This is a genomic window from Corallococcus sp. Z5C101001 (assembly GCF_007352635.1).
In the GTDB taxonomy this organism is placed as follows: Bacteria; Myxococcota; Myxococcia; order Myxococcales; family Myxococcaceae; genus Corallococcus; species Corallococcus silvisoli.
This window is the reverse complement of the sequence record NZ_VKLU01000005.1, coordinates 828,666-854,579: the sequence shown is the minus strand read 5'-3', so window position 1 is coordinate 854,579 and position 25,914 is coordinate 828,666. Positions and strand designations below refer to the sequence as shown.

Sequence of the window (25,914 nt, the reverse complement as noted above, 5' to 3'; positions counted from 1 at the left end):
TTCAAGGGGCCGGGCCCCGTCCGGGGATCAGCCCTTGGGGAACTCGCCGATCTTCGCGAAGGAGGCATTGGCCGTGGCGACCAGCCCCTTCGGGGAGGAGACCGTCATCTCCGCGATGACGGCCTTCGAGCCATCGCGGATCACCCGGGCGGTCGCCACCAGGTCCTGCTGCTTCGCGGGAGACAGGAGGCGCACGTTGAGGTCCGACGTGACGACGATGGCGCCGCTCTGCGCCGCCGCCGTGAACCACCCCGCCATGTCCAGCAGGGTCATGAGGATCCCGCCGTGCGTGTCCTGGCCGCCGTGGTCGAACTCCGCCTTGCGCTTCCAGCGGCAGACCGCCTCGCCCTGGGCGTTGTATTCGAGCGTGACACCCAACGTCTTGTTGAGGGGGGCTTCATTGAACTGTTCAATCAAGAATGCGTGAAGCGGGTTCGACATGCGTGAGCTCCTATGAGGTGAGACCGGATCCCCCTACCACAGGCTCGGCCAGTCGCGTCCCTGGAAAGCATGAGGAGTCCGGACACCCTGTCCCGCATGGCGAGGGTGGCGGTGCATCAGGAAGTCATCGTTCTATCTGCGGGGTCTGACATGTTCCGCGGACCTGGGAGCCCATCCTGGGAAATGATGCAGGGTGATAGGCATTACCAAAAAATCACACCCACAATGGATCAGCCCCCAGATGCTGCCTTTCGAGGGGCGTAGTGGTACCGCCGCGGTCGGCGCCGTACCAGGGCCCGGCACGTGATGTCCCAGACGTCAGCAATGACCACCTCCCGAGTCCCCCGGATGGCCGTTCTTCATCCGCCACTGCACGTTGATGAATGCAGCGCTCCCCATGGATGGAGAGGGTCGAGCAGAGTGCGGCATCAGGGGCAGGATCAAGACCGGAGGGGAGCCATGTTCGAGAGAGTGTTTGTTCTCGCGGTGGGTGGGGTGTTGGTGTCGGGGTGCATTGACCGACCCCCCGAGACCCAGGAGCCCATGAAGGACCCGCTTCAGGCCAGGGGCGCTACCGACGGCGTCGGGTACGACCTGGAGGTGACTCGGGACGCGTCTCGAATGAGGCTCGAAGTGGACGAGCTGGGACCTGGAGGCTTCCTTGCTCAGGGACCGGCCTTGGGGCCGCTGCCTGATCCCTGGCTGTCGATGACCGGGATTTCGGGTGCAGCAGGCTCCTTCCAGCGCTGGAGCCTCTATGTCCCCGCGGGCAAGGCGAAGGTGACGTTCAAGATCAGCGGCGGCACGGGTGACGTGGACCTCTACGCCAGATTCGGCGCGCCGCCGACGACGTCGGTCTACGATTGTCGTCCGGGCCTCAGCGGCAACACCGAGACCTGTACGTTCACGCAGCCGCGGGAAGGCACGTACCATGTCGGTCTCCACGGGTATTCGGCGTACTCGGGCGTCAACCTGACCGGAACGTACGATGATCCGCCCCTTTGCCCGCCCTGGCCCTGGCCCTGGCGCTGGCCCATTCCCGTGAACCCTCCGCCTCCGCCGCCTCCCCCCTGGACACCGATCATCGATATCGCGGACAGCCTCGCCGGCCACTTCAATTACTGGACGCTCGACGTACCCTCGGCCCAATCCGTGGTGACGTTCACGCTCAGCGGCGGCACGGGTGACGCGGACCTCTACGTCGACTTCGGCGCGGCCCCCACGACGACGACCTATCAGTGTCGTCCGAATCTCAGAGGCAACACCGAGACCTGTACGTTGACGGCGCCGTCAGCGGGCAAGTACTACGTCGGCCTCCGCGCGTACTCAGCGTATTCGGGCGTCACTTTGACGACGACGTACACGGCCGGGCCGTAGGCCCATGACGCTGGCCGATGGATCACATCGGCTGAACCTTCTCACGCGACAACCGCCTTGCTTCGCGGACGCGCATCACAGGCGTTCCCCAACGACGTTGACGACCCGGCCGTCCTTCGCCACCACGCGCAGTTGGCTGAAGCCCCAGAGGTCGGACGTGCGGACTGCCTTCACGTGCAGCACGCCGTCCTGCTTGCTGCCGGAGAGGTCAATCTTCATCTCCGCGATGCCGTCCTGGTTCTGGAGGTTGAAGGTGGCGGAGAAGAACCGGCTGCCACTGACGGGCGCGCCCAGGAGCTGGGTGACGCCCTGGTGGTTCTCCACCCGCTCCATGGCCTCGGAGTAGGGGAGCTGACTCCACGCATGCAAGAGCATCAGGCCGCCGCCCCCGCAGCACAGCAACGGCAGCCCCAGCACCGCCGCGAGCACCCACTTCATTGTCGATGACATCCCCTGCCCCTGGTCTCGCCGGGCCATCTGGAGTCCCCTGGGTGAAAGTCCGCGGCTCACCCTATCGCGGGAGTGCCCGCCAAGGAAAAAGGTCGAGAGCCTTTCCGCCCTCACTTCAGGCGCAAGTGGTGCCCTTCGCGGTGGATGTCTGCCATTGGCGGCACGGACGGAGACTCCGCGACTGTTCGGGAGGCCCGCTCCAGCCCGTCCCCGGGTGGTTGGTTAGCTGGCAATACGTGATTTATGAGCCATAGCTATCATTCTTGAATCAATTGATGAGTGCGTGAAACCAGATCGGGGCGGGTGGGGCTTCGGGTTCACGGGGAGAATGGGTTACCATTCCGGGCGCACGGCGGAATGGGACCGCCGCGACGGGGACAGGTATTCCAGTGGATGAAGAAATCGTTTATCGCCACACGGTTGAAGGACTCTTCCGCTCCATTGGTAGCAGCCTCACGCCGGACCTGAGGACGAAGCTGAACGCGGTGGGCCTGGATCTCGATGCCCAGTCCCCGCGCAACACGTCCCGGCAGGTCTTCGCGGATGCCCTGCGCGTCACCGTGGAACACCTGTATCCTAATGTCGAGAGCGACGAGGGCTACCGGAGGCTGGGCGTCGGCATCATCCACGGCGTGGAGCAGACGGTGCTGGGCAAGGCGCTGGTCTCGATGTGGCCCATCTTCGGCCCCGAGCGCGTCGTCGTCCGCATCCAGGAGAGCTTCGAGACGGTGAACAACTACATGAAGTCCCAGCTGCTGACCCAGGGCCCCGCGCACCACATCATCCGGGTGAACGAGTGCAACGGGAACCCCGGCTACCTGCGCGGCATCATCGAAGCCGGGCTGACCCGCGCCGGAGCTCGGAACCTGCGCGTCGAGTCCTTCGACTTCGACGGCCACGCCTGCTCCTACCGCATCCGGTGGGGCGACTGAGGCCGGGCGTGTCTTTGCGTGAAATGACAAGGCCCCCGGGTCGTTGGACCCGGGGGCCTTCTTCGTCCCGGCCGCATCAGGCCAGGTCGAACAGCAGCGCCTCCAGCGGCTCGGTGGCGGCGAGCACGAGGCTCGACTCGTCGGACACGGCGACACCGTCACCGGCCTTGAGCGCCACGCCGTTGAGCGTGCCCGTGCCCCGCGCCAGCTGGACCCAGGCGTGCCGCCCCTTGGGCAGCGTGTACTCCGCCTTCTCTCCCGGGCTCAGCAGCGTGCTGGACAGCAGCACGTCCTGGTGCACGGTGAGGCTGCCGTCGCGGGCGTCGGGGCTGGCCACGACGCGCCAGCGTCCCTGCCGGTCCTTCTCCGGGAAGAGCTTCTGCTCATATTCAGGCTTCAGGCCCTTCTTGTCGGGGATGATCCAGATCTGCAGGAAGTGGACGTCCTCGCTGGAGCCGTTCATCTCGCTGTGCATCACGCCCGTGCCGGCCGTCATGCGCTGCACCTCACCGGCGCGGAGCAGCCCCTGGCCTCCCGTGCTGTCCCGGTGCGCGATGGCGCCGCTCAGCGGGTAGGTGATGATCTCCATGTCCCGGTGCGGGTGCGTGTCGAAGCCCTCGCCGGATTGGACGCGGTCCTCGTTGATGACGCGCAGGGCGCGGAAGCCCATGTGGTCGGGGTCGAAGTAGCTGGCGAACGAGAAGGTGTGATGCGAATCCAGCCAGCCGTGGTTGGCATGTCCGCGCGCTTCGGAAGGTCGAACATTCATCATGGTGGGTGTTTCCTTTCGCCAACAACATGCGCTCCGGGACCCCACCTGGCCAGCCACGAACCTCGGGACACATCGTTCCATCCACGAGACGAAACGCCGGAGCGCCTTCAGCGTTTCGCGCGCTTGAGCGCCCCCTGGTGCGCGGGCCAGTGCTCGCGCAGGAACTCCACGAAGGCCATCACCTTGGGCACGTGGTGGCGCGTGGGCGGGTAGACGGCATGGACAGGCGCCCCCGCGGAGCTCCAGTCCGGCAGCACGCGCTGGAGCTTCCCGGTCTTCAGGTCCTCCATGCAGTGCAGGCCCGGCAGCAGCGCGACGCCCGAGCCCGCGAGCGTCACCGCGTGCAGCATGTCCGGCTCGTTGACGGCCAGCCGCCCGACGACCTGGACCTCGACCGCCCGCCCGCCGGCGTGCAGCGTCCAGACGTTGCCCTCCAGCGCGGTGCCGAAGAAGAGGCAGTCGTGCTTCCCCAGGTCCCCCGGGGTGCGCGGCGCGCCCCGCGCCCGCAGGTACTCCGGCGAGGCCACGACCACGCGCTCGATGTCCCCCAGCCTGCGCGCCATCAGCGACGAGTCCGGCAGCCGGCCGGCCCGCACGGCCAGGTCGAAGCCCTCCTCCATCAGGTCCACCGCGCGGTCCGTGCACAGCAGCTCCAACTGGACGTCCGGGTACTGCTCCAGGAACCGCGCCACCAGCGGCGCGAGGAAGTTGACGGACAGCGGCGTCGTCACGCGCAGCAGGCCGCTGGGGCCCGCCTGCATGCGCGTCACCGCCAGCTCCGCGGCCTCCGCCTCCGCGACGATGCGCTCGCAGTGCGCGTAGTACGTCCGGCCCACCTCCGTGAGGTGCAGCGTGCGCGTCGTGCGCTGCAGCAGCTGCGCGCCCACGCGCTCCTCCAGCTCGGACACCTTCCGGCTCACGGTGGACTTGGGCATGCGCAGCGTGCGCGCCGCCGCCGTGAAGCTGCCCGCCTGCACCACCCGGGCGAAGACGAGGAGTTCGTTGAGGTCCATGGCCGGCCGTCCTGGTGCGGGAGAGGGGAGGGGGACTGTTCCAACCCTGGAACAGTCCATCCTGTTCGTCCCGTCTAATCCGGAACCGGGAAGGCCGCTACCTTGCGTCTCGTCGGAGCAAAAGCCCTCTCACGAAGCCCATTCACGACAAGGAAGACGACCATGGCCTCGACCCTCTGGAACATCGACACGACGCACACGGGCATCCACTTCAGCGTCCGCCACATGGTGGTGGCGAAGGTGCGCGGCAGCTTCACGAAGTTCGGCGGGACGCTGACGCTGGACGACGCGAACCCCGCGGGCTCCTCGGTCTCCGTCTCCATCGAGGCGGCGAGCATCACCACGGGCGTCGAGCAACGCGACAACCACCTGCGCTCGCCGGACTTCTTCGACGTGGAGAAGTTCCCGGCCATCACCTTCCGGAGCACCCAGGTCGCGCCGGTGGGCAAGCACCTGAAGGTGACGGGGCAGCTGACCATCCGGGGCATCAGCCGCGAGGTGGTCCTCGACGCGGAGCAGCTGGGCATCGCCGTGGACCCCTGGGGCAACACCAAGGCCGCGTTCGAGGGGAAGACGACCATCAACCGCAGCGACTTCGGCCTGACGTGGAACCAGGCGCTGGAGGCGGGCGGCGTGCTGGTGGGGGAGAAGATTGAGATCACGCTGGAGGTGCAGGCCGCCAAGGACCGCTCGGGTGAGAAGGCGGCCTGACCCCCTGGGCGCTATTCGACGGTGTAGGACGTGAGGACGAAGTGCACGTCGGCCTCCGCGCCCGAGCTGACCTGGGTGGTCGCCGGGCGCGCGAGGTCCGTGCTGAAGGTCACGCCCGCGACGGTCTCCAGGTCCACCTGGTAGGTGCCGGGCAGCAGGTACTTGAAGTCCGCCACGTAGCGGGTGCCGGAGGCGGCGGTGAAGGCGAGGGACTCGCGGCTGCCGTCCGCGTTGATGAGCACCGCCTTGAAGGTGCCCAGCTGCGGGAGGCCCAGGGGCAGCGACAGCCCGTCGCGTGCCTCCAGGCTGACCTCCACGTTGCCGGAGAACTGGAGGTCCGCGCCCTTGATGACGGGGCGCATGACCCACTTGCCGGAGCCGCCTGCCTCCTTGCCGAAGCTCTGCGCCACGTCGAAGTCCACCAGGATGACCTTCTGGTTGTCATCGCTGGTGATGGTGACGTCGGCGTCCTTGTCGAACTTCACCTTGAGGCCGGAGCTGCTGGCGCTGGGCATCTGCAGGTCGCCATCCACCTGCGCGCCCGCGGGCAGGCCCGCGTAGTCCCTGGACGTGGCGAAGATGCGGCTCGTTCCGTCCTGCTTCACCTGGATGTAGCCACCAGTGATGACGAAGCGCAGCTCCTTGTACGTGCCGGGGGGAACCTCCGCGTCCTTCACCAGGTCCGCGGTGTCGTTGGCCAGGGTGAGCAGGTCGGTGGTGACCGGCTCGCTCAGCAGCACGACGTCTCCCTTGCCGTCCTGCCCGTCCACGTGGCCCTTCAGGTACACCTTCGAGATGGTGACCACCGCCTTCTCGAACGTGTCCCCTGGGGCGTCGGTCAGCTTCAGCGTGACGTGGGCCTTGCCGCCATCGCCGCAGGCCGCGAGGAACAGGAGTCCTGTCACCAGGAACAGGGAGGAGGTCAGCTGACGCACGGTGCGCATGGGAGGGCCTCGGAGGTGGAAGGGGAGAACGCCCAGGAGACCCGTGCGGCCCCCCGCTGGCCACATCCATGGCGACGGCGGGCCGGGAGGGCCGTCCTGCCCGCCGCGACACGGGCTCAGCCGATGATGGGCCAGCACTGACCTTCAACGCACGACAGCCGGTTGCAGCAGGTCTCGGTGCCCTCGGAGAGGCACTCGCCGCCCTCGGGGATGCACTGGGGGCCCGCGTCGATGTCCGTCGGCGTTCCACCGTCCGTGCCGCCACCGGAGCCAGCGTCGGGCTCGCAGGTGCCGCCATCCGACGGCGTCTCGCCGCCGCTGTCACACGCGCCGAGCGTGTCGCCATGGCGGAGGTGCGCGGCCATCGCCGGAATGCCCACGGAGATCGAGTGCGCATTGAAGGGGTTGCCCGGGGGACGGTGGCAGAGGGTGACGTGTCCGACGCCCCCGGTGCCGGTGCCTCCGTCCGTCGCGGAGGACTCGCCGGCGGCGCTGCCCAGGTTGTCATCGCCCGCGCTGAGCGAGGGGTCGTCCGTCGGGGCGGGCCGGCCGCCACAGGCCGAGAGCATCAGCACCGTGCACAGCACCTTCCACGCCACGGACAAGGAAGTGGGCGCGTTTCGCATGGACATCCTCCTGTGAGGCGAGGGGGGGGCTCCTCCTGGGAAGGGGGAGTGTCTCGCCGGCAGGAAGACCCCGCTCGAACCGGGGTGGCCACGCGGACCCGGGGACTACTGGCGGAAGTCCTCACAGGTGGGGAAGCGCGCAGGCTCAGGCAGACACTGTCCGTCCTGGCAGGTGAGGCCCTCCGCGCAATCAGGCAGGCCGGTGCCACACGTCGCCACGCAGGCCGTGCCGCCCCCTGGGAGGTCCCCGCAGTGCAGGGACGCTCCGCACTGCCAGTTCCCGGTGCAGGGCGCGCACTGGGGGCCGGGTCCCTCGCAGCGAGCGCCCCGGCAGACGAGCGGTGACGCGCACCCGGTGTCGTCCAGACATTCCACGCAGCGGCCATCCGACGCGCAATGGCTGCCATTGCCACAGCCCGTCACCGCGCAGCCTTGCTGGGCATAGGCCTCCCGTGGTGTCAGCTCCACGTGCAGCACCGTCTGCTTGCCCTGGCTCACGCAGCCCTGCGTGGATGCCGTGGCGAAGCCGCGCGCGGAGACGCTGACCTCATAGCAACCTTCCGGCAGAGGCCCCATTCGCTGGGGGGCCTTGTCATCGAGCCCCGATGCCCCGATGGGGGTGCCCGCCACCGACGCGGTGGCGCCCTGGATCTGGAGGCTGCCCCTCGCGTGGAGCTTGAGGAAGAAGGTGCCGGCGGGCGCGGGGGTGAGCGCCGCGACCTCCACGGACCGCCCCCCCTGCACGGTGAGGGGCACGCGCGCGGCCTTGTCGTGGGTGGCGACGATGAAGAGCTCCGCCGGGCCCGCGGGCGCGTCCTCCAGCGTGAAGCGTCCGTCAGCGTCCACGCCGGTGCGCACGCCCGGGGTTCCCACCACGGACACCAGCGCGACGGCGGGGTCGAACTCCGTGAGCTGTCCGTGCACGGTGCCCGTGCGGAAGGGGTCGTTGTCCAGGCTGCCGCACGCGCCCAGGCACAGGCTGGCGCCGAGCAACGACAGGAGCAGGAGCAGGCGTTCGTGGCGCATCAGAAGCGGTACCCCACGCCGGCGTTTCCGCCGACGAAGCCCACGGCCTGGCCCTGTCCGTCCGTCACCACGTACGTCAGCATCCCGTGCCCCTGGGCCGTGAGCTCCAGCCGCTCGCCCAGGCGCAGGACCAGCCCGCCCACCACACCGGGGCTGACGGTGAAGTAGCGCTGGCCTCCGGAGAAGGCCTCCACGTCAAAGGACCTGCCCAGATACAACGCGGCCACACGCGGTCCCGCGAAGAGCGTCAAACGCTCCCAGCGCCACAGGTAGGGCACCGCCGCGCCCACCGTGAGCGACGTGTAGCCGAAGGGGACCTCGCTGCCCGGCGCCACCTGGAGCGTGCGCCGTCCCCGGCTCAAGCCCACGTCCAACAGCAGGCCCAGGTCCTGGAGTGGCAGGTCCTCCAGGCGCAGCACGACGCCCACCTGGGGCGCCGCTGGCAGGAGCTCGCGCCGGCTCTTGCCGTCCGCGAAGGACATCATGCCTCCCACGAGCGACAGCGCGCGGCGGGGGATGGCGTCCGACAGCAGGCGCTCCAAGGGCAGACGCTCGCCTCGGGCCACGTCGACCTCGCGCCGCACGAGGACCGCATCCCCCTTGGTGAGCTCCACCGTGCGCCGGCCCGGGCCCACCGCGGCGCCACCGGGCAGCTCGAGCCGCGGCTCCCCGTCCACCTTGAGCGTGAAGCCGTCCAGGCGGGGGCTGTAGGAGAAGAGCTCCGGCTGGCCGGTCCGGTCGATGCGGCCGGCGAGGATGACGGGATCCGCGCCCACTTCGACGATCTCCGCGGACGGGCGCTGCCGGCCTTCCGTGAAGGCGAAGGTGCGGCGGCGTGAATAGTCGTGGGCTTCCGTGGCGGTGACGGCCCCGTCGCCGTTGCGGTCGGCCGCGCCTCCCAGGCCCTCGATGAGGAAGTACGTGTAGATGTCGTTGCGCAGGCTGGCGTCCTCTCGCGCCGTCTCGCCCCAATCGCTGGCGGCGAACACCATGGAGGCCCGGGACGACTCCTCCAGGGGCCGCGCGTAGAAGCCGGACTTGATGCCCGCCAGGTCCTCTTCCACCTCGCGGGGGAGCAGGGACTTGCCGCTGCCACTGTGGCAGGTGGCGAGCACCAGCAGCCGGCGCCGGCTGGGCAGCTGTTCAAACTCCGCCTTCAGCGCGTCCATGGAGAGCGCCGTCTGGGGAATGGCGCGGTAGGCCGCGTCGTGGGTGACCAGGTAGCGCGTCAGCACGCCCCGGCCGTCGCGCGCGAGCGTGCCGTGCGCGGACAGGTACACCATCACCACGTCGTCGGGCCGGGTGGCCTCCCGCTTGAGCTGCCGCAGCGCCGCGAGAATGGCCTCCTTCGTCGTCTCCTCTGGGCGCGTGAGGACTCGCACCTGATCGAAGTGGCCGCGCGAGGGATCCTTCAGCGCCGCCGCCAGGTCCGTGGCGTCCTTGCTGGAGAAGCGCAGGGCACGCCACTGGGGATCCTCGAACGAGGAGATGCCCACGAGCAGCGCGAGCCGCCGGGGCGTGTAGGCGCGCGACAGGTCCGCCGCGTCGAGCCGCAGCGGGACGAGCCCTCCCTTGCCCCCTGGCGCGGCGGAGGGGCCCGCGCAGGCGCAGAGCAAGGCGAGAAGGAGGGGGAGGAGGGGCCTCACGGCGCCCGAGTCTGGCCGGATTGGACCCGCACGTCGAACCGCGCCACGGTCCCCGGGCGCGCATCCGGGGCCACGCCCGCCTCCAGGGCGGCGAGCGCGTCCTCCTCCGACGCGGCTTCTCCCGGAGCGAAGGCGACCAGCATCAACGACAGCGGGCCCTCGTCCGCCTCCAGGCTCACGCCGGTGAGCCCCTCGGGGCCTTCCAGGTCGTGCGTTCCGGCCTCCAGGGGGAAGCGGCCCAGCAGCTCCGCGGGCTGGTGCTCACGCTGCTGGTAGAGCAGCGCGGTGCCGGACTCGGTGGCGTGGTAGCGCAGGAGCAGCACCTCGTCCCTCGCGACGACGGCTCCCGCGTCCAGCCGGCGCAGGCCGCCGTCCAGGCTCCTGGCGACCACGGCCAGCTCCAGGGAGATGCGGCCCGTGCCCTTCTCACCGATTCCTTGCACGCCGGGCGTGGGGGCCTGCTCGCCTGGACTCAGCACCACCATCAACACCGACGCCGCGACCGCGCCGGCCATCCACCCCCAGTAGCGCGCGGGCGGCGCCGCGAAGCGCCGGGTCCGGGGCGCCGCCAGCGGAGGCACCCAGGGGGGGACGCCCACGGTGGACTCTGACGGAGGCGCGAGTCCCAGGAGCAGCGCATCCGTGTGTCCATCGAGCGGGTCCACGTGCGTGGCGAGGAAGGCCTCGCAGACCTCGCAGGGGGAGGCCAGGTGCCGGGCGAAGTAGGTCCGGGTCGTGGGCTCGTCATTCGCGAGGTCTCGCATCGCGGAGGCATCCAGGTGTTCCATGGCTCACTCCCACCGTCCGGCGAGCACCCGTTGGAGGAGCTCCCGCTTGATGCGTCCTCGAAACCGCTCCAGCCGCATGGTGACCGTGCTCTTTCCCACCCCGAGCTGGTGGGCGATCTCCCGGGCCGTGAGCTGTCCCTCGATGTAGAAGAGCTGCACCGTCTTCTTCTCCTCGCCCTCGGGCAGCTCCGCGATGAGCTGTCGCACCACCGCGATGTCCCGCTCCACCTGGAGTGCTGGCGGCATGGGCGGCACCGTTTCCGGAGCCGGGTCCGGCAGGTCCTCTTCCAACCGTCTCAGGAGGGTGCGCCGCTCCAGCCGCGTGCGCGCCCGGTTGCGTGCGATGGTCAGCAGCCACGGGGTGAAGGCGCCAGCCTCCTTCAGCCGGGGCAGCCCCCGGAATGCCCGCACGTACGACTCCTGAAGGACGTCCTCGACCTCATCGGCATCCAATGTGCCGAAACCCGCCACCAGCCGTGCCACCAGGGGGCGTGTGCGCCGGTAGAGCTCGTTGAAGGCGGACGTCTCCCCTCGCGTCGCACGCAGAACCACGTCCGCCACCGCGTCCGTTTCACCCACCTGCGCAGAAGACCTCCCATGGGGTGAAGCGGCCACGGGGATCATTTCTTTCGCGGCACCGGGGGCTGTCGCGAGCCGTCCGCGGCCGGATGCAAGGAGCCCCCGGACGCCGCGGTCCAGGGGCTTCTTCGCCCCCAAGGGCCGCGGCGCTCAGCCCGCGAGCCTCGCCTTGAGCGTGATGTTCACGCCAGCGAGCGCCTTGGAGACCGGGCACCCCTTCCGGGTCTCCTCCGCGATCTTCTGGAACTGGGCGTCATGGGCGCCGGGGACGGTGGCCTCGGTGCTCAGCGCGATGGTGGTGATGGCGAAGCCGTCCCCCTGCTTGTCCAACTGCACGTCCGCGTTGGTCTGGATTCGCGTGGGCTTGAGGCCCGCTTTCTCCAGCCCCAGAGACAAAGCCATGGAGAAGCATCCCGAGAGCGCCGCGCCGATGAGCTCCTCCGGGTTGCTCCCTGGCTGCCCCTCGAAGCGGGTGCCGAGCGAGAAGGGGACCTCCGCGGCGTGGCCCGGCTTCATCACCCCCTTGCCGTCCTTCAGGCCCCCAGTCCACTGCGCACCGCCCTTGCTGATTCCCATGGCGTTCGTCTCCTTTCAATCAGAACACGGCGTGCCGCCGTGGCGGCTCTTGTATGGAAAATTCCATTGGGTTTGACGGAGATGACAGTCATTGCCTGGGGTTCCGTTCTCTGTCTGACTTGGCGCCGCGAGGCATCTCCGCCTCCGTCACCTGGAGCACCCTGCATGCGAAACATCCTCCGTGTGTTGGTCGTGACCGGCTTCTCCGTGGGCGTCCTCTCTGCCTGTGGGCCGGCGGCGGAGCCGGACGGGGCTCCGGTCGCTGACGAGTCCTCGCAGGTGGAGCAAGGCATTGGCTCCACGCCGAACTGTGGCCTTGGCAGCTCGCTGGCGGAGAAGACGGAGTGGAAGACGACCTGCGGCGCCTGTAGCGAGGTGGGCGGGGATGGCAGCTGGCACAACGGCGACCATGGCCGGGGCGGCAGCCTCTACCAGACGTGCTGCGGCGCCAGCGGCTGCGGGGCGTGGAAGCTCATCCGCCCCGTCTGCACCACCTGCTAGGGAGGCCTCCAGGAGTTCTCCAACCGCCACCGGACCCGCGTCGCCCGCACGGAGACTCGTGTGGGCGACCGCGGGTTTGTCACCGGGACGGAGTTACGGCGTCTCCGCGGGATTCACCCTCAGCTCGAAGAAGTGGGTGATGAAGCTGTGAGCCCCGCCAAAGGACTGAGGGTCCGGCAGGTAGCGCGGCGGCGTCCAGGGCGACAGCTCCACCCCTACAAGGCCCGAGCCCTCGTTCACTCCGTGGAAGGTGAACTCCAGCTCCCCCGAGGTCCGCGGCTCGAGCGTCATGCGTCGTTCAAACGTGGAGTCGAGCCCCGGGACAGGTGTGAGCTGAATCGCTTCTCCATTCAGGCGCACGCTGATGGTCACCAGCCCCGACTCCATCGGCCGCCCTCCCACTGAAAGCAAGAGGCCGGCCCCGAGGGCGCCGACATTCTCGAAGCGCTGCTTCCAGGTCACCGAAGAGGACACGGCCATCCCCAGCTCGGTTTTTCCCGTGAGCTTCTCTTCGGGGTTGGCCACGGCCCATTCGAGGCGGGGGCGCGTACGCCCCTCATCCCAGAGCGGCGCCCCCTTCTTCTGGGGCTTTTCGAAGAGCAGCAGCTCCAGGGGCTTGCCGGCCTCGCAGCGCACCTGCGCCAGCTTGCCGTACTCGAAATGGTCGGGGGCGATCCACACCCGGCCGGGGGCGGCGGTCGCGGTGGCGAAACGGAACGCATCCTCCAGCGGGACCGAAGTGATCTCCGCGAACGAGGATTCGTCCGAGAGCTCGAGGCGGCCCAGCGCGCACTTCATGATCACCAGGGCCGAGTCGGCGTCCGCGAGCGCGAGTCCACACACGGCGCCCGTGCCCTCGGTGTAGAACTCCGTCAACAGGGCGCCTTTGTCCGAGTAGTGGGCCAGGGTGGAGGCGTGGCCGCTCTGGGTGATGGCGACCAGCACCCCCTGCTGGGTGGGCACCGCGAACCATTGCTCCTCGCGGGTCGAGGGCTCCCACTGCAGCACGAAGTCCACCTTGGGGGAGCCGGGGCGAATCACCGCGATCCGTCCCGCGCCCGGGTCCACCGCCACCACGCCATGCAGATGGCTGGAGAGCAGGACGCCCGAAGGTGCCCCTCGCTCGGCTTCCTCGGACGCGGCCAACTGATGTGGCTCCGCGATGACAGGCTCGGGCAAGGGTAGCGTCCGCCAGTCCTCGCCTGACAAGTCACTCCAGAGGATTCGGCTCAGGCTGGCGCGTCCGTCGACCTGACAGCCGATGAGCCGCGCTCCGTCGCAGACCAGGTCCGCCAACTCCACGTTCAACGGCTTGCAGGGCGTATCGGGTCCCTCGGCCAGGGTGAAGATTCGAGGGGGCGAACGCTCCGGGCCAAAGGTCTCCACCTCCCGCTGTGCTCCGCGGCCCATCCAGATCCGCTGGGCCTCCGGGGCGACGGCCAGGACGCAGTTCGACAGTCGATTGAACTCCACGTCTCCCTCGACCCTGCGATGCAGGCCTTGAGAGCCTTTGTAGACTTCCAACTGGGTGAGGGAGGCGACCCAGAGTTCCTCGGGGGTCGCGAAGAGGCGCAGCATCGGTTTCGTGGTCATGACGTGTTCTCCGTTTCCCGGTGCTGCCCTCAACCGATGAAGACCTGCAAGGTCTCCCATTCCTTCGAGGTGATGCCGCCCGCGACGGCCAGGGCCATCACTCCCGCCTTGACGAAGCCGCCTCCAGCGCCTCGTCCGTGGAAGGTGAGCTGAAGCTCGTGTTCACCTTGAGGCTCCAACGGCAGCATGCATTGGGTCTGGCCTCCTGCGAGCGGGCCGACGTGTATGGGATACTCCGTCCCGTCCAGCGTCAGGCGGACCGCGAGCAGCCGCGTCGCGAGAACGTCGCCGTTCAGCGCGACAATCACCCTGGCTCCAGGTCCCCCCATGTTCTTGATGCGCCGGGTCCAGGTGGCCGCTTGAGATAGGGGAACCCGCACCACGGCGTTCGCGGCCGTGCTCCACTCCAACCGAGGGGCGGCGGTCTCCTCGCCGACGGAAGGGGGCGCCTCGGCCTCCTCTTCCTCCGCGTTGACCGGAGCCGGAACGGGGACGCCGTGCCACTCCAGGTGAAGCGTCTCCAGCTCGCTCGTGAGGATGTCCGCCTGACCGCGCCTCTGGCCCCTCCAGAGGGCGTCCCCGAAGCAATGGGCCCCCCACCTGAAGGCGAGGATAAGCCACTCCGTCGTGGCTTGCCGTTCCTCCACGGGGAGGGCCCGCCACTGGTCGAGCAGGCCGTCGAGCAGCTCCTCGAAGTCCTTGTGGTAGAAATCGTAGAAGAGAAGCGCCCGGAGGCGCTTCAGGTAGGGCGGGCGGTCCTCGGGGAAGTCCAGGCCCAGGTTCTCAGCGAGGTTCTCCAGCAGGCACACCGCCGAGTCGAACTCCTGTTACTGCTGCTGCCGCGCGACTCTCTGGCGAAAGTCCTCCGCGGTGACGAGCGTCATGTCCTCCAGCAACTCGAAGTCGAGCCGACCCAGGTCTGACTTGAATCGGGGCGCGTTCTCCGCGATGGCGCTCACCGTTCCGGAGACAAAAGCCCTGAAGCGCTCCTTGTCGATGTCCAGGGTCTTCAATGGAATGAAGGACTCCGATGTGGAGCTCCCCATGCCCTCGCTGTAGCGCAGCGAGAAGACCAGCTGGTGGGGGCTTTTCTCTTTGACCTGGAAGGCGAAGCTGACGTTGGTGAACGCCTCCTCATTGGCGTTGATTCGCTGCGCGAACGCCTCGTTGAGCAGCTCAATGTGCCTGGAGATCCGTGTCTGAGACATGGCGCCCAGCGTAGCGCCAGCGTCATGTTTGTGAAGACTTTGTTGCTGTGAGTGTGTGGCGTCAGTGCGCGGGGGCCGCCGGTGCCATCGGGGTGTGCACGTGTTCGGGGCGGACCCCCATTCCGACGAGGCGCGCGGGGATGCGGCGCAGGGCGGGGACGTGCTCCAGCAGCCACAGGGGCAGGGGCAGTCGCGAGAGAGGGGAGGGGTTTCGGAGCACCGGGCCCAGCACGCGGTCCTGGATGAGCACCTGCGCTCGCTGCGTCACCCGGGTGGGGAACTCGCGGCGCTGCTGGACGCGGTGGAGGTCCTGGGGCGTCACGTGCCGGGCGAGCAGGGGGCCCGCGAGCAGGTTCGCGGCGGCCACGGCGTCCTGCACCGCGAGGTTGATGCCCACGCCTCCCACGGGTGACATCGCGTGCGCGGCGTCTCCAATGCACAGCAATCCAGGCTGATACCAGGTGCGCAGGCGATCCACCCGGACGGTGAGCAGCTTCACGTCATCCCAGCTTCGGATCTCCTGGCGGCGGTCCGCGAGGAACGGCGTCAGCTTCGCGAAGTCGTCCCGGAAGGACTCCAGGCCCTGCCGCTGGAGGTGCTCGAAGCCGCCCTTGGCGATGATCCGGCCGCACTGCCATTGGTCGCCCCGGTTGATGAGGATGAAGAGCTGTCCGCGCTCGAAGCGGCCCATGGGATCCACGGGGTCGTCGGGCTTGCGTGTCACCCGGAACCAGAGCACGTCCATGGGGGCGCCCAGGTTCTCCACCTCCAGGCCCGACTGCTGTCGCACCGTGGACGTCCGACCGTCCGCCGCCACCACCAGGGAGGCGCGCACCTGGAGGATGCCCTCCGGCGTCAGGGCGCGGACCCCGACGACCTGGCCCCGCTCACGCACCACGTCCGTCACCGCCGTGCGGCGGAGCAGGTGGAAGCCCGGGTAGGCCGCGGCCTTGCGCGCGAGGAAGTCGAGCAGGTCCCACTGCGGCATGATCGCGATGAAGCGCGCGTGGGTCGGCAGGTGGCGGAAGTCGCCCACGGCGACGCTGTGCGCGCCGCTCTGAAAGCGCAAGAGCGGGACCTTCGTGTGGGGCAGGGCGAGCAGCTCGTCCATCCATCCCAGCTCGTGCATCAGCTCCAGCGTGGAGGGGTGGATGGTGTCGCCCCGGAAGTCGCGAAGGAAGTCCGCGTGCTTCTCCAACACCATCACGTCCACGCCGGCCCGCGCGAGGAGCAGCCCCATCATCATTCCCGCCGGGCCTCCTCCCACGATGCAGCACTGCGTGGTGCGCGTCTCGTCGGCCATGGTGCTGCCCCCCTGCCCGCGGTTCGTCGGGCGTGAGCAGCCTAAACACGCTGACAGGCGTCCCCCATGTGCCCCGGGGGCTTGTGTTGAGTCCACATCCCGCCGGTTGTCACGCGGCGCACGGGACGCCGTCCGCGAGCCGCGCGGGTCCTAACCTCCCACGAAGTCCATCAGCACCGCGTAGTGCGTGGCGGCCGCGGCGACGACCATCGCGTGGAAGACCTCGTGGTAGCCGAAGACGGCCGGGGCCGGATCCGGCCAGCGGCGCGCGTACACCACCGCGCCCACCGCGTAGAGCACGGCCCCGAAGAACAGCCAGCCCACCCGGCTGGCGCCCATGACGCCCGGCAGGTTCAGCATCACCGGGGCCGCCACGCAGCCCAGCGCGACGTAGAGCGCGGACCGGAGCCCCCGCGACGCGGAGATGCCCAGGAGCGTCAGCGCCGCGCCCGTCAGCGCCGCGCCCCACATCACCCAGAGCAGTCGCTGGCTCCAGCCCCCCATGGGCGCCAGCGTCGCCAGGGGCGTGAAGCTCCCCGCGATGAGGATGTAGATGGACGCGTGGTCGAGCCGCTGGAGCCGCCGGTACGTCGCCGCGCTCCAGGTGGGCCAGTGGTAGCTGCCGCTCACCCCGAACATCAGGACCAGGCTGCCACCGAACACCAGGTTGGCCACGGACTGCGCGCCCTCCACGGGGACCCGCGCCAGCCGCAGGCACCCCACCAGCGCCGCCACGAACGCGAGCATGTGCGACACGCCGCGCAACCTGGGTTTCACACGCTCATCCATGCGATGCTCGTACGCGCGCCACGTCATGGCCGCGTCAGCTTCCGCGCCCCCGTCCGCGACGGACGTCACGTTCTCCACGCATCGCCCCGGTCCAGTGTCGTCGGGAGGTCAGGGCGGGGCCTCGCGCGGCACCCGGCGCGCGGCGTGTCCGAGGACGACCTCCCCCGTCACCCCAGAGGCGCCCCGCTCACGCGCCCGCGGCCTTCCGTTCCTCCAGCGCGTCGGAGCGGAGCGCCTGGCTGGCGACGCCGGACATGCGCTCCGCCAGGGTCTGCACGGAGTGGGTGACGGTGCGCGTCTCCTCGACGACCTTCAGCGTGTTCTGCATCTGGCGCGACAGCTCCTGGATGGCCTGGGCGATCTGGTGCGTGCCCGTGTCCTGCTGGGCCACGGCCTGGGTGATCTGCCGGACGCTGCCGCCGGTGTCTGCGACGATGGCCGCCAGCCGCTGGAGCTGGGCTCCCGAGGTGCGCACCGAGTCCAGGCTGACCTGGACCCGTTGATCCCCCTGTTCGCTCATCCGCGCGGCGTCACGCATGCTCATGCTCACGCCGTCGAGCACGTCGCGGATGCGCTGGGTGGCCCGGATGGACTGGTCCGCCAGTCGCCGCATCTCCCGCGCCACCACGCCAAAGCCCTTGCCGCTCTCGCCGTTGCGCACCGCCTCGATGGCGGCGTTGATGGCCAGCATGTTGGATTGATCCGCCAGCGTCTTCACGTCATCGACGATGCCGGACACCTCGCGGGTGCGCTCGTCGAGCGCGAGGATGCGCGCGGCCATCTCGGACACCTCGGTGCGGATGGCGGCCAGGTCCGTCAGCGTGCGCTCCATGGCGGCTGCCCCCTCGCGTCCGACCCCCTCGGCGCTCTCCGCCGAGGCCGCGAGCACGCGGGTCTTCTCCGAGGTCAGGTGGGAGCCCTGGCGGATCTCCTCCACGGTCTGCTCCAGCTCGAGCAGCGCCGCCGCCTGGCGGGCGATGCCCGCGGTCTGTTCCTCGCTGGAGGTGCGCAGCTGCTGCACCACGGCGGCGAGCTCGTCCGCGCCCTGGCCCATGCCGCGCGCCAGCTCGCGCACGTCCCCCCGGCGCGCGTCGAGCAGCTGCGTGTGCTCGGCCAGCGAGCGCACCACCTCCGCGGAGCGGCGGGCGACGATGGCCACGAGCGACAGCGTGAGCGCGAAGAAGCCCCAATGGACCTCCGTGTCGGTCGCCTCCATCCACCCGAGCAGCGGCAGGACGCTGAGCAGGAGCACCAGGGTGAGGAGTCCCAGCCCGACGACGAAGATGCGCGCGTCCCGGTCGCCCCTCCATGCATGGACCACCACCACGCCCACGCAGACGAGCAGCGCGGGGATCGAATAGAAGACGAAGAAGGGCAGCAGCCGCCACGCGGTGCCCAGGTCCACGAGCACGATGGCCGACTGGACCGCGGCTGGGACGGAGATGGCCGCCGCGCCCCAGCGGAACGCGCGCAGCTTCCCCTCGCCGACGGTCTCCGAGATGAACCACGCCAGCCCGGGCACGAGCACGTACGCGCCCAGCAGGGTGAGGACGCTCCCGGCGACCGCGCTGTCCCAGAGCGCCGCGAGCAGTCCGCTGGAGCCCAGCAGCAGCGCCCCGGAGCCCGAGGCGAAGACGGCCAGCGACGCCAGCAGCCGTGCCTGGCGGCGAAGGATGACGGCCCCCAGCGACGCCACGCCGATGGCCAGCAGCAGGGTCCCCAGCACGAAGGGCGCGAGTCCCGTGCGCGTCACCTCCGCGAGCAGCGCATGGCGGGCGCCCACCCGGGCATCCCGGCTGACACCGATGGTGGGCCCGGTGCCCTGGATGCGCAGCAGCACGCGATGCCCCAGCGCCGAGGGCGGCAGGGGCACCAGGTGCCAGGCCATGTTCTCCAGCGTCTCCTCGGCGGAGGGCGTCAGGGTCCCGCTCCCGTGGATGCGCTGGCCGCCGGCGTAGGCCTCGAAGGCGTTGGCGACGTTGCCCAGCAGGAGCGCGGGCTCCAACCAGTCGCCCGCGGGGACAGGGATGCTCAGCCAGAGCAGCGTGTTCGCGCCGCGCCCCGGAGGCTCCTGGAGCGCCGTCATCGCCTCCCAGCCCGCCGCGCTCTCCGGCTCCGTGGCCCACGTGGGAATGCCGTCCGGCCCGATGGGCGAGTCACCCCAGCGGAAGCGCCAGCCGTCGAGCGCATGCACCGCCTCGGCCGCGTGCGCCGCGGGCGCGAACGCGAGGAACAGCAGCAGCACGGAGCCCAGCGCGACGAGGCGCGAAGCACGGCGCGGGGAGCGACCACCAGCAGCGAGCCCGTGGAAGAGGTCGAGAGCGAAGGCAGGGGGATGAAACATTCGTCACACATGATTCAGCGCCAGCGGGCCCTCTGTAAATTGGGTCCCCAGCGCCTCCCCGTCGCGCCTCCAGCGCTGTGTCACACGCGGTGTTGGCAGGCGCTCGGACGGGCGGGGCGGAGTAACAACGTAAAACATGAAATCATCGTCTCGCTCTGTCCTCAAAGGGCCTGCGGGAGTGCGTCGGGAGAGGGGGCGCCCCGAGGGGCTGGCCGACGGACGTCTCGTCCCCAGGTCCAATGCAAGTCTTTGCCGTGGGGGGGCGTCAGGGGGCCCGCTCCCGTCAAGGCTGGCTGGCGAACCGCGCTCCCCATGCCCCGGTGGGCACCGGGGCTGTCCGGGCGGATGGGGCGGAATGCCCCACCTGGGGCATTCCGGGCAGGCCCCGACCCCAGCGTCCCCCTGCACGGCCCCTGGCACGCGGCGTGCTGTTGCACCCGTCGGGAGAACCGGGAATGTCGAAGGTACAAAGACTCGTCAGCACCGCGCTGCCGCTGGCGCTGCTGGGTGTGGCTGCATACGTGCTGCACCGGGAGCTGTCGCACGTCCACCGTCATGACGTGTCGGCGGGGCTGGCGGCGGTGTCCTCGGGCCGCATCCTCCTGGCCCTGGCGGTCACCGCCGTGAACTACGTGGCCCTCACGCTGTACGACGTGCTGGCGCTGGGGCACGCGGGGCACCGGCTCCCGTACCCGCGCGTGGGGTTCACGTCCTTCGTGGGCTACGCCTTCGGGCACAACCTGGGCGCGTCATTCCTCAGCGGGGGGTCGGTTCGCTACCGGCTGTATTCCGCCTGGGGGCTCACCGCGCTGGATGTGGCGCGCGTCTCCGTGTTCAACGCGCTCACGTTCTGGCTGGGATTGGCCGCCGTCACCGGCACGTCGCTGCTGGTGGAGGGGGGCGGCGGGGTGCTGTCGGTGTCCGCTCCCGTGGCGCACGTGCTGGGCGCGGTGCTGTGGCTGCTGCTCGTGGGCTACTTCGTGGCCTGCGCCCGGGTGCGCCGGCCCCTGCGCGTGCGCGGGCTGGAGTGGACGCTGCCGACGCCCGCGCGGGCGTTGGCGCAGCTGGTGGTGTCGTGCACCGACTGGGTGCTGGCGGCGCTCGTGTTGTGGGTGCTGCTGCCCGCGGACAGCGGCGTGTCGCTGCCGTCGCTCACCGCGCTGTTCGCGCTGGCGCAGCTGGCCGGCATCGCCAGCCAGGTGCCGGCGGGGCTGGGCGTCTTCGAGACGGTGATGTTGTCCGCGCTCACGCCGCACGTGCCCGCGTCCCAGGTGGTGGGCATGCTGCTCATCTACCGGTTCGTCTACTACCTGGTGCCCTTCACGGTGGCGGCGCTCCTGCTCGCGGGGCACGAGGTGCTTCAGCGCCGTCACCACCTGACGCGGCTGGCGAAGGTCATGCACAGCTCGTTCGCGCCGGTGGTGCCCTGGGTCGCGTCGGCGGTGGCGTTCGTGGCGGGCACGGTGCTGTTGTTCTCTGGCGCGACGCCGACGGAGAGGGATCGATTGGCGGTGCTGCGCCGCCTGGTGCCACTGTCGCTGCTGGAGGTGTCGCACCTGTTGGGGAGCCTGGTGGGCCTGGCGCTGCTGCTGCTCGCGCGCGGGCTCCAGCGGCGGCTGGACGCGGCCTACGTGCTGACGCAGGCGCTGCTGGTGGCGGGCGCGGTGTTCTCCGTGGTGAAGGGCGTGGACTACGAGGAGGCCACGCTGCTGCTGGTCCTCGCCGTGGCGCTGGCGCCCTTCCATCAGCAGTTCTACCGGCACGCGTCGCTCTTCGCGGAGGCCTTCAGCCCTGGGTGGCTGCTGGCCGCGGTGGCGGTGGTGGGCGCGTCGGTGTGGCTGGGGTTCTTCTCGTACCGGCACGTGGATTACAGCCACGATCTCTGGTGGCGCTTCACCTTCTCAGGCGACGCGCCGCGCTTCCTGCGCGCCAGCGTGGGCGTGCTGGGCGCGACCGTGGTGGCGGGAATCGCCTCGCTCCTGCGCCCGGCCGGGGCGCGCACGCACCCCCCGACGTTGGAGGAGCTGCGGAAGGTGCGGCCCCTGGTGGCGAGCGCGACGGAGTCCATGGCCTCGCTGGCGCTGGTGGGGGACAAGTCGCTGCTGTTCAACGACGCGGGAGACGCCTTCCTCATGTACGGCGTGGCCGGCCGCGCGTGGGTGTCCATGGGGGATCCGGTGGGGCCTCCGGAAGCCGCGACGGAGCTGGCGTGGCGCTTCCGCGAGCTGGCGGATCGGCACCATGGCTGGGCGTGCTTCTACCAGGTGGGGCCGGGAGCGCTGCCGCGCTACCTGGACCTGGGCCTGACGCTGCTCAAGCTGGGCGAGGAGGCCACGGTGCCGCTGGAGGACTTCAGCCTGGAGGGGCCGGAGCGCCGCGGCCTGCGCCACGGCGTGCGCCGCATGGAGCGCGAGGGCTGGACGTTCGAGGTACGGCCGCGTGAGGCCGTGCCGGAGCTGATGCCTCGGTTACAGGCCATCTCCGACGCGTGGCTCGCGGAGAAGAACACGCGCGAGAAGGGCTTCAGCCTGGGCTGGTTCTCCCCGCGCTACCTGGAGCAGGGGCCCGTGGCGTTGGTGTGCAAGGACGGCGTCCTCACGGGCTTCGCCAACGTGTGGGCCCCGGACACGAAGGAGGAGCTGAGCGTGGACCTCATGCGCTACCTGCCGGGCAGCCCGCACGGCGCCATGGACTACCTCTTCACGTCGCTGATGCTCTGGGGCCGGCAGCAGGGCTTCCACCGCTTCAACCTGGGCATGGCGCCCTTCAGCGGCTTCGAGGAGCGCACGCTCGCGCCGGTGTGGAACCGGCTGGGCGCGCTCGTGTTCCGGCACGGCGAGCACTTCTACAACTTCCAGGGGCTGCGCCACTACAAGGAGAAGTTCCGTCCGGACTGGTCGCCGCGCTACCTGGCGTCGCCGGGGGGGCTCGCGCTGCCGGGGGTTCTCACGGGCGTGGCCTCGCTGGTGTCGCGCGGGCTGGGAGGGGTGGTGGCGCGATGAAGAAGCGCGCGGGCTGGTTCCTGGTGGGGGCGGTGCTGGCGCTGACCCTGGCGCTCCTCCCCGCGTCCCGCACCTGCGCGGCGCCCCCCGCGCCCCAGGCTCCGGCGTCCGCGTCAGCGCCCGCGCCCGCGCCTGTCCCCGCGGCGCCGGCGGCGCCGAGCGTGGAGACGCTGAACCCCGGTGGCCGCTTCGGGCACGTCACGGTGGTGACGCCCCCGGGGGCGCCAGCGACGGTGGCGCTGCTCCTGGCGGATGGCCCGGCGGATCAGGGCCGGGGCCGGGAGCTGGCCCTGGTGCTGGCCTCGCACGGCGCGCTGGTGCTCGCGGTGGACGGCAGGGCCTACCTGCGCGCGCTGGAGAAGGGCAAGCGGTGCGCGTACCCGGCGGGCGACCTGGAGGTCCTGAGCCAGGGCTACCAGCAGCACGCGAAGCTGCCCGAATACCTGCACCCGGTGCTCGTGGGGGAGGGCATTGGCGCGGCCGTGGCCTACGCGGCGCTGGCCCAGGCTCCGGAGGGGACGTTCCGGGGCGCGGTGAGCGTGGACTTCACGCCGGAGCTGACGACGTCCGCCGTCTTCTGTCCGGGCGCGGGCCTGGTGCGCTCGCGCGCGGCCAAGGACACCCAGGAGCGGCTGGGACCGGCGCGCGTCCTGACGGAGCCGTGGGTGCTGCTCGTCGCGGACCACGACGCGACCCACCGGGTGAAGGCCGCGCATGACTTCACGCGCGCGCTGAGGACGGGCCGCGTGGTGACGGTGCCCGGCCCGGGCCTGGCCCGCATGCCCGTGTCCTCGTGGCAGGGGCCGCTCCTCGCCGCCTACGACGCCGCTGCGGTGCCGCTCGCCGCGGAGCATCTGCCCCTGGTGTCCGGGGCCCCGGTGCCGGATGCGGGCGTGGGGACGCTCGCCGGAGACGCGTCGGTGGAGGGGCTGCCGCTCGTGGAGGTCCCCGCGACGTCCGCCCCCCAGAGCGACACGCTGGCGCTCATCGTCACCGGGGATGGCGGCTGGGCGAGCCTGGATCAGTCCGTGGCGGAGTCGCTCGCGGGCCAGGGCATTCCCGTCGTGGGGTTCAACTCGCTGCGCTACTTCTGGAAGCGCCGGACCCCGGAGGAGACGTCCACGGACGTGGCCCGCGCGCTGCGCCACTTCCTGGCCTCCTGGGGCAAGCAGCGCGTGATGCTGTTGGGCTATTCACGCGGCGCGGACGTGGTGCCGGCCATCGCCGCGCGCCTGCCGGAGGACCTGCGGGCCCGGGTGCGGCTGCTCGTCCTGCTCGCGCCCGGGAAGGAGGCGGAGTTCGAGGTGCACGTCACCGATATCTTCGGAGGCAAGGGCCGCCCCACGAACGCGGTGCTCCCGGACGTGAAGGCCCTGAAGGGCACGCCGGTGCTCTGCCTCTACGGCGACGAGGAGCTGGCGGACAGCCTCTGCCCAGCGCTGTCGGACGTGCCCGGCGCCCGGGCCACCATGCTCAAGGGGGGACACCACTTCGACGGGGACTACGCCGCCATCGCGCGTCTGGTGATGCGGGAACTCGGTATGGCTTTACCCTGATGCTCCCGGGTCGCGCCGTCCGTCGGTTGGCGGACGCGTGATTGTCTTTGTCGGGAGGTGCATTGACTTGCATCCGTCGAACCTCTACTTCGCACGGCCCGGCTTCTGGCGCGCCGGGTCTCTGGGGGTTCACACATGGTCAAGCAGTCCGCACCGGTCGTCAGCACCGTCGAAGGGCAGCTTCAAGGTGTCGCCGAGGAAGGAGTGTATGCCTTCAAGGGCATCCCCTACGCCCAGCCTCCGGTGGGCGCGCTGCGCTGGCGCGCGCCCGCACCGCTCGCCCCCTGGAAGCACCTCCGGCAGGCCGCGGCGTTCGGCAACTCCTCGCTCCAGTCGCGGGAGGACTGCATCGCGAACGGCGGCGATCCGCATCCCATGGACGAGGACTGTCTCTATCTCAACGTCTGGACGCCCCGCGTGGAGGCCCAGGCGAAGCTGCCGGTCATCGTGTGGATCCACGGCGGCGCGTATGTGATTGGCGCGAGCGGCCTGCCCCCGTACAGCGGCGTGCCGCTGGCGTCGCGGGATGCCGTCGTGGTCACGCTGAACTACCGCCTGGGCCACCTGGGCTTCCTGGCCCATCCGGCGCTGCTGGAGGAGCCCGGCGGCGGCGCGGCCAACTTCGGCCTGTTGGATCAGGTCGCCGCGCTCCAGTGGGTGCACCGCAACATCGCGCGCTTCGGAGGGGACCCCGGCAACGTCACGATCATCGGCCAGTCCGCGGGCGCCAAGAGCGTCCTGTCGCTCTTCTGCATGGCGGCGGCGCGCCCGTACTTCCACCGGGGCGTGGCGATGAGCGTGTACGGCATGGATGAGATCCCCCTGGAGAAGGCGGTGCTCAAGGGGGAGGCCCTGATTCGCGGCATGGGCGTGCCGGACGCGGAGGCGACGCCGGATCGCCTGCGCCTGTTGCCCGCGGAGGACTTCTGGCAGCAGCCCTCGGACACGTCCCTGGCCCCCGTGGCGGTGACGGGCGACACCGTGCTGCCCCAGTCCATCCTGTCCACCTTCAAGGCGCAGCAGCAGTCGCGCGTGCCCCTCATCCTGGGGAGCACCAGCGACGACGTGAGCGTGATGGAGGCGATGAACATGGACCCCATGGACGTCCTCCGGGCCCTGCGCGCCCAGAACGTGCCCATTGGCCTGCTCTACCCGGGCGTGACGCCCGACGAGGAGCTGGCGCGGCAGGCGTGCCGGGACATCGTCTTCACGCTCATCCCCCGGCAGATCGCGGACCTGCACAACAAGGTCTCCGACGCGTGGCGCTTCTACTTCGAATACACCGCCACCGCGCTGCGCCCCGACTTCACCCACGGCGTCCCGCACGGCGCGGAGATCCCCTACTTCCTGGACACCGTGGCCCGCTGCCCGCCCACCGAGGACGTCCTCACCGACGAGGACCGCGCGTACTCGCGCCAGGTGAGCCAGTGGCTGCTCCAGTTCGCCCGCACGGGAGCCCCCGCGCCCGCGACGGAGTGGCCTCGGCACCAGCAGGGCGACGACCGCACCCTGCGCATGCAGCAGCCGCCGAAGGTGGAGACGAACTTCATGCAGCTGCGCCTCAACGCCTTCCTGCTGGTGAGCGCCATCATCAACGGCGTGGGCGGCGGCGCGGAAGGCAATGCCTCCTCGCGGCCCCCGTCGCGGCAGGGCACCGCGCCACGCAAGACGCGTCCCGAGGGCACGCCCCTCTAACAGGCGACGGACGCAGGCCGCGTCGGCAGAAGGAGGGGCCCC

The 25,914-nt window shown here is 70.2% G+C and carries 24 protein-coding genes; 7 read left to right on the top strand and 17 right to left on the bottom strand.

Features of this window, described 5'->3' with window-relative positions:
• Positions 1 to 27: 27 nt before the first annotated feature.
• On the bottom strand, positions 28 to 441 hold the full coding sequence (locus FOF48_RS13905) for a PaaI family thioesterase (RefSeq protein WP_143901691.1): 414 nt from the start codon (positions 439 to 441) through the stop codon (positions 28 to 30).
• 459 nt (positions 442 to 900) lie between these two features.
• On the opposite strand from FOF48_RS13905, the gene FOF48_RS37530 reads away from it, so the two are divergent.
• Positions 901 to 1,818: a PPC domain-containing protein gene (locus FOF48_RS37530; RefSeq protein WP_304503212.1), complete on the top strand. Its 918-nt coding sequence runs from the start codon at positions 901 to 903 to the stop codon at positions 1,816 to 1,818.
• A 75-nt stretch (positions 1,819 to 1,893) separates the two neighbouring features.
• Here the strand turns inward: FOF48_RS37530 and FOF48_RS13895 are convergent, their stop codons facing one another.
• Positions 1,894 to 2,268, bottom strand: a complete 375-nt coding sequence (locus tag FOF48_RS13895; RefSeq protein WP_186001893.1) for a cytochrome c oxidase assembly factor Coa1 family protein — start codon at positions 2,266 to 2,268, stop codon at positions 1,894 to 1,896.
• Between the two features lie 389 nt (positions 2,269 to 2,657).
• Between FOF48_RS13895 and FOF48_RS13890 the strand changes: the two genes are divergently transcribed.
• Complete coding sequence (locus FOF48_RS13890) at positions 2,658 to 3,200, top strand: DUF2378 family protein (RefSeq protein ID WP_143901685.1); 543 nt, start codon at positions 2,658 to 2,660, stop codon at positions 3,198 to 3,200.
• Between the two features lie 76 nt (positions 3,201 to 3,276).
• Here the strand turns inward: FOF48_RS13890 and FOF48_RS13885 are convergent, their stop codons facing one another.
• Both FOF48_RS13885 and FOF48_RS13880 read right to left on the bottom strand, forming a co-directional pair.
• Positions 3,277 to 3,972 (bottom strand): pirin family protein, encoded by a 696-nt coding sequence (locus tag FOF48_RS13885; RefSeq protein WP_143901683.1) that lies wholly within the window; start codon positions 3,970 to 3,972, stop codon positions 3,277 to 3,279.
• Positions 3,973 to 4,079: 107 nt separating this feature from the next.
• On the bottom strand, positions 4,080 to 4,985 hold the full coding sequence (locus tag FOF48_RS13880) for a LysR family transcriptional regulator (protein WP_143901681.1): 906 nt from the start codon (positions 4,983 to 4,985) through the stop codon (positions 4,080 to 4,082).
• Between the two features lie 162 nt (positions 4,986 to 5,147).
• On the opposite strand from FOF48_RS13880, the gene FOF48_RS13875 reads away from it, so the two are divergent.
• The gene (locus FOF48_RS13875; RefSeq protein ID WP_143901679.1) at positions 5,148 to 5,696 is read left to right on the top strand and encodes a YceI family protein; all 549 of its coding nucleotides are present in this window, start codon (positions 5,148 to 5,150) and stop codon (positions 5,694 to 5,696) included.
• A gap of 11 nt (positions 5,697 to 5,707) precedes the next feature.
• Here the strand turns inward: FOF48_RS13875 and FOF48_RS13870 are convergent, their stop codons facing one another.
• From FOF48_RS13870 to FOF48_RS13840, 7 genes are all read right to left on the bottom strand, one after another.
• Positions 5,708 to 6,640, bottom strand: a complete 933-nt coding sequence (locus FOF48_RS13870; protein ID WP_143901678.1) for a DUF4382 domain-containing protein — start codon at positions 6,638 to 6,640, stop codon at positions 5,708 to 5,710.
• Between the two features lie 116 nt (positions 6,641 to 6,756).
• Complete coding sequence (locus tag FOF48_RS13865; RefSeq protein ID WP_143901676.1) at positions 6,757 to 7,266, bottom strand: hypothetical protein; 510 nt, start codon at positions 7,264 to 7,266, stop codon at positions 6,757 to 6,759.
• Positions 7,267 to 7,371: 105 nt separating this feature from the next.
• Entirely contained in the window at positions 7,372 to 8,292 is a 921-nt protein-coding gene (locus FOF48_RS13860; RefSeq protein WP_143901674.1) for a carboxypeptidase regulatory-like domain-containing protein, read from the bottom strand.
• Positions 8,292 to 9,938: a caspase family protein gene (locus tag FOF48_RS13855; protein WP_143901672.1), complete on the bottom strand. Its 1,647-nt coding sequence runs from the start codon at positions 9,936 to 9,938 to the stop codon at positions 8,292 to 8,294. Before FOF48_RS13855 ends, FOF48_RS13860 begins: the two co-directional genes overlap by 1 nt.
• Positions 9,935 to 10,726 carry a hypothetical protein gene (locus tag FOF48_RS13850; protein WP_143901670.1) on the bottom strand — a complete coding sequence of 264 codons (792 nt, stop codon included), beginning with the start codon at positions 10,724 to 10,726 and terminating at the stop codon, positions 9,935 to 9,937. The genes FOF48_RS13855 and FOF48_RS13850 overlap by 4 nt, the downstream gene beginning before the upstream one ends.
• A 3-nt stretch (positions 10,727 to 10,729) precedes the next feature.
• The gene (locus FOF48_RS13845; protein WP_143901669.1) at positions 10,730 to 11,350 is read right to left on the bottom strand and encodes an RNA polymerase sigma factor; all 621 of its coding nucleotides are present in this window, start codon (positions 11,348 to 11,350) and stop codon (positions 10,730 to 10,732) included.
• 105 nt (positions 11,351 to 11,455) lie between these two features.
• The gene (locus FOF48_RS13840) at positions 11,456 to 11,881 is read right to left on the bottom strand and encodes an OsmC family protein (protein WP_143901667.1); all 426 of its coding nucleotides are present in this window, start codon (positions 11,879 to 11,881) and stop codon (positions 11,456 to 11,458) included.
• Between the two features lie 165 nt (positions 11,882 to 12,046).
• Here FOF48_RS13840 and FOF48_RS13835 point away from each other — a divergent pair, with 165 nt between their 5' ends.
• Positions 12,047 to 12,382: a hypothetical protein gene (locus tag FOF48_RS13835; RefSeq protein WP_143901665.1), complete on the top strand. Its 336-nt coding sequence runs from the start codon at positions 12,047 to 12,049 to the stop codon at positions 12,380 to 12,382.
• A gap of 93 nt (positions 12,383 to 12,475) precedes the next feature.
• Here FOF48_RS13835 and FOF48_RS13830 read toward each other — a convergent pair whose 3' ends face one another.
• The 6 genes from FOF48_RS13830 to FOF48_RS13805 form a co-directional block, all read right to left on the bottom strand.
• Positions 12,476 to 13,975, bottom strand: coding sequence for a hypothetical protein (locus tag FOF48_RS13830; protein WP_143901663.1), 1,500 nt, complete (start codon positions 13,973 to 13,975; stop codon positions 12,476 to 12,478).
• A gap of 29 nt (positions 13,976 to 14,004) precedes the next feature.
• Entirely contained in the window at positions 14,005 to 14,784 is a 780-nt protein-coding gene (locus FOF48_RS13825; protein ID WP_143901661.1) for a hypothetical protein, read from the bottom strand.
• An 18-nt stretch (positions 14,785 to 14,802) separates the two neighbouring features.
• The gene (locus tag FOF48_RS13820; RefSeq protein WP_143901659.1) at positions 14,803 to 15,183 is read right to left on the bottom strand and encodes a hypothetical protein; all 381 of its coding nucleotides are present in this window, start codon (positions 15,181 to 15,183) and stop codon (positions 14,803 to 14,805) included.
• A 61-nt stretch (positions 15,184 to 15,244) separates the two neighbouring features.
• Positions 15,245 to 16,486, bottom strand: a complete 1,242-nt coding sequence (locus FOF48_RS13815) for an FAD-dependent oxidoreductase (RefSeq protein ID WP_143901657.1) — start codon at positions 16,484 to 16,486, stop codon at positions 15,245 to 15,247.
• Between the two features lie 150 nt (positions 16,487 to 16,636).
• Complete coding sequence (locus tag FOF48_RS13810; RefSeq protein ID WP_143901655.1) at positions 16,637 to 17,275, bottom strand: hemolysin III family protein; 639 nt, start codon at positions 17,273 to 17,275, stop codon at positions 16,637 to 16,639.
• Between the two features lie 187 nt (positions 17,276 to 17,462).
• On the bottom strand, positions 17,463 to 19,619 hold the full coding sequence (locus FOF48_RS13805) for a methyl-accepting chemotaxis protein (RefSeq protein ID WP_143901654.1): 2,157 nt from the start codon (positions 19,617 to 19,619) through the stop codon (positions 17,463 to 17,465).
• A gap of 455 nt (positions 19,620 to 20,074) precedes the next feature.
• Here FOF48_RS13805 and mprF point away from each other — a divergent pair, with 455 nt between their 5' ends.
• The 3 genes from mprF (at position 20,075) to FOF48_RS13785 (ending at position 25,872) form a co-directional block, all read left to right on the top strand.
• Positions 20,075 to 22,621, top strand: coding sequence for a bifunctional lysylphosphatidylglycerol flippase/synthetase MprF (gene mprF, locus FOF48_RS13800; RefSeq protein ID WP_143901652.1), 2,547 nt, complete (start codon positions 20,075 to 20,077; stop codon positions 22,619 to 22,621).
• Positions 22,618 to 24,177, top strand: a complete 1,560-nt coding sequence (locus tag FOF48_RS13790; protein WP_186001891.1) for a virulence factor family protein — start codon at positions 22,618 to 22,620, stop codon at positions 24,175 to 24,177. The genes mprF and FOF48_RS13790 overlap by 4 nt, the downstream gene beginning before the upstream one ends.
• Positions 24,178 to 24,312: 135 nt before the next feature.
• Positions 24,313 to 25,872, top strand: a complete 1,560-nt coding sequence (locus FOF48_RS13785; protein ID WP_143901650.1) for a carboxylesterase/lipase family protein — start codon at positions 24,313 to 24,315, stop codon at positions 25,870 to 25,872.
• Positions 25,873 to 25,914: the final 42 nt, after the last annotated feature.

What these genes read in the sequence shown, in the direction of transcription:
- FOF48_RS13895 (WP_186001893.1), bottom strand. Translation starts at nt 2,268, where the DNA reads ATGTCATCGACAATGAAGTGGGTGCTCGCGGCGGTGCTGGGGCTGCCG.
- FOF48_RS13840 (WP_143901667.1), bottom strand. Translation starts at nt 11,881, where the DNA reads ATGGGAATCAGCAAGGGCGGTGCGCAGTGGACTGGGGGCCTGAAGGAC.
- FOF48_RS37530 (WP_304503212.1), top strand. Translation starts at nt 901, where the DNA reads ATGTTCGAGAGAGTGTTTGTTCTCGCGGTGGGTGGGGTGTTGGTGTCG.
- FOF48_RS13845 (WP_143901669.1), bottom strand. Translation starts at nt 11,350, where the DNA reads ATGATCCCCGTGGCCGCTTCACCCCATGGGAGGTCTTCTGCGCAGGTG.
- mprF (WP_143901652.1), top strand. Translation starts at nt 20,075, where the DNA reads ATGTCGAAGGTACAAAGACTCGTCAGCACCGCGCTGCCGCTGGCGCTG.
- FOF48_RS13835 (WP_143901665.1), top strand. Translation starts at nt 12,047, where the DNA reads ATGCGAAACATCCTCCGTGTGTTGGTCGTGACCGGCTTCTCCGTGGGC.
- FOF48_RS13790 (WP_186001891.1), top strand. Translation starts at nt 22,618, where the DNA reads ATGAAGAAGCGCGCGGGCTGGTTCCTGGTGGGGGCGGTGCTGGCGCTG.
- FOF48_RS13785 (WP_143901650.1), top strand. Translation starts at nt 24,313, where the DNA reads ATGGTCAAGCAGTCCGCACCGGTCGTCAGCACCGTCGAAGGGCAGCTT.
- FOF48_RS13830 (WP_143901663.1), bottom strand. Translation starts at nt 13,975, where the DNA reads ATGACCACGAAACCGATGCTGCGCCTCTTCGCGACCCCCGAGGAACTC.
- FOF48_RS13860 (WP_143901674.1), bottom strand. Translation starts at nt 8,292, where the DNA reads ATGCGCCACGAACGCCTGCTCCTGCTCCTGTCGTTGCTCGGCGCCAGC.
- FOF48_RS13870 (WP_143901678.1), bottom strand. Translation starts at nt 6,640, where the DNA reads ATGCGCACCGTGCGTCAGCTGACCTCCTCCCTGTTCCTGGTGACAGGA.
- FOF48_RS13875 (WP_143901679.1), top strand. Translation starts at nt 5,148, where the DNA reads ATGGCCTCGACCCTCTGGAACATCGACACGACGCACACGGGCATCCAC.
- FOF48_RS13865 (WP_143901676.1), bottom strand. Translation starts at nt 7,266, where the DNA reads ATGCGAAACGCGCCCACTTCCTTGTCCGTGGCGTGGAAGGTGCTGTGC.
- FOF48_RS13880 (WP_143901681.1), bottom strand. Translation starts at nt 4,985, where the DNA reads ATGGACCTCAACGAACTCCTCGTCTTCGCCCGGGTGGTGCAGGCGGGC.
- FOF48_RS13885 (WP_143901683.1), bottom strand. Translation starts at nt 3,972, where the DNA reads ATGATGAATGTTCGACCTTCCGAAGCGCGCGGACATGCCAACCACGGC.
- FOF48_RS13815 (WP_143901657.1), bottom strand. Translation starts at nt 16,486, where the DNA reads ATGGCCGACGAGACGCGCACCACGCAGTGCTGCATCGTGGGAGGAGGC.
- FOF48_RS13850 (WP_143901670.1), bottom strand. Translation starts at nt 10,726, where the DNA reads ATGGAACACCTGGATGCCTCCGCGATGCGAGACCTCGCGAATGACGAG.
- FOF48_RS13905 (WP_143901691.1), bottom strand. Translation starts at nt 441, where the DNA reads ATGTCGAACCCGCTTCACGCATTCTTGATTGAACAGTTCAATGAAGCC.
- FOF48_RS13810 (WP_143901655.1), bottom strand. Translation starts at nt 17,275, where the DNA reads ATGGATGAGCGTGTGAAACCCAGGTTGCGCGGCGTGTCGCACATGCTC.
- FOF48_RS13805 (WP_143901654.1), bottom strand. Translation starts at nt 19,619, where the DNA reads ATGTTTCATCCCCCTGCCTTCGCTCTCGACCTCTTCCACGGGCTCGCT.
- FOF48_RS13820 (WP_143901659.1), bottom strand. Translation starts at nt 15,183, where the DNA reads ATGTCTCAGACACGGATCTCCAGGCACATTGAGCTGCTCAACGAGGCG.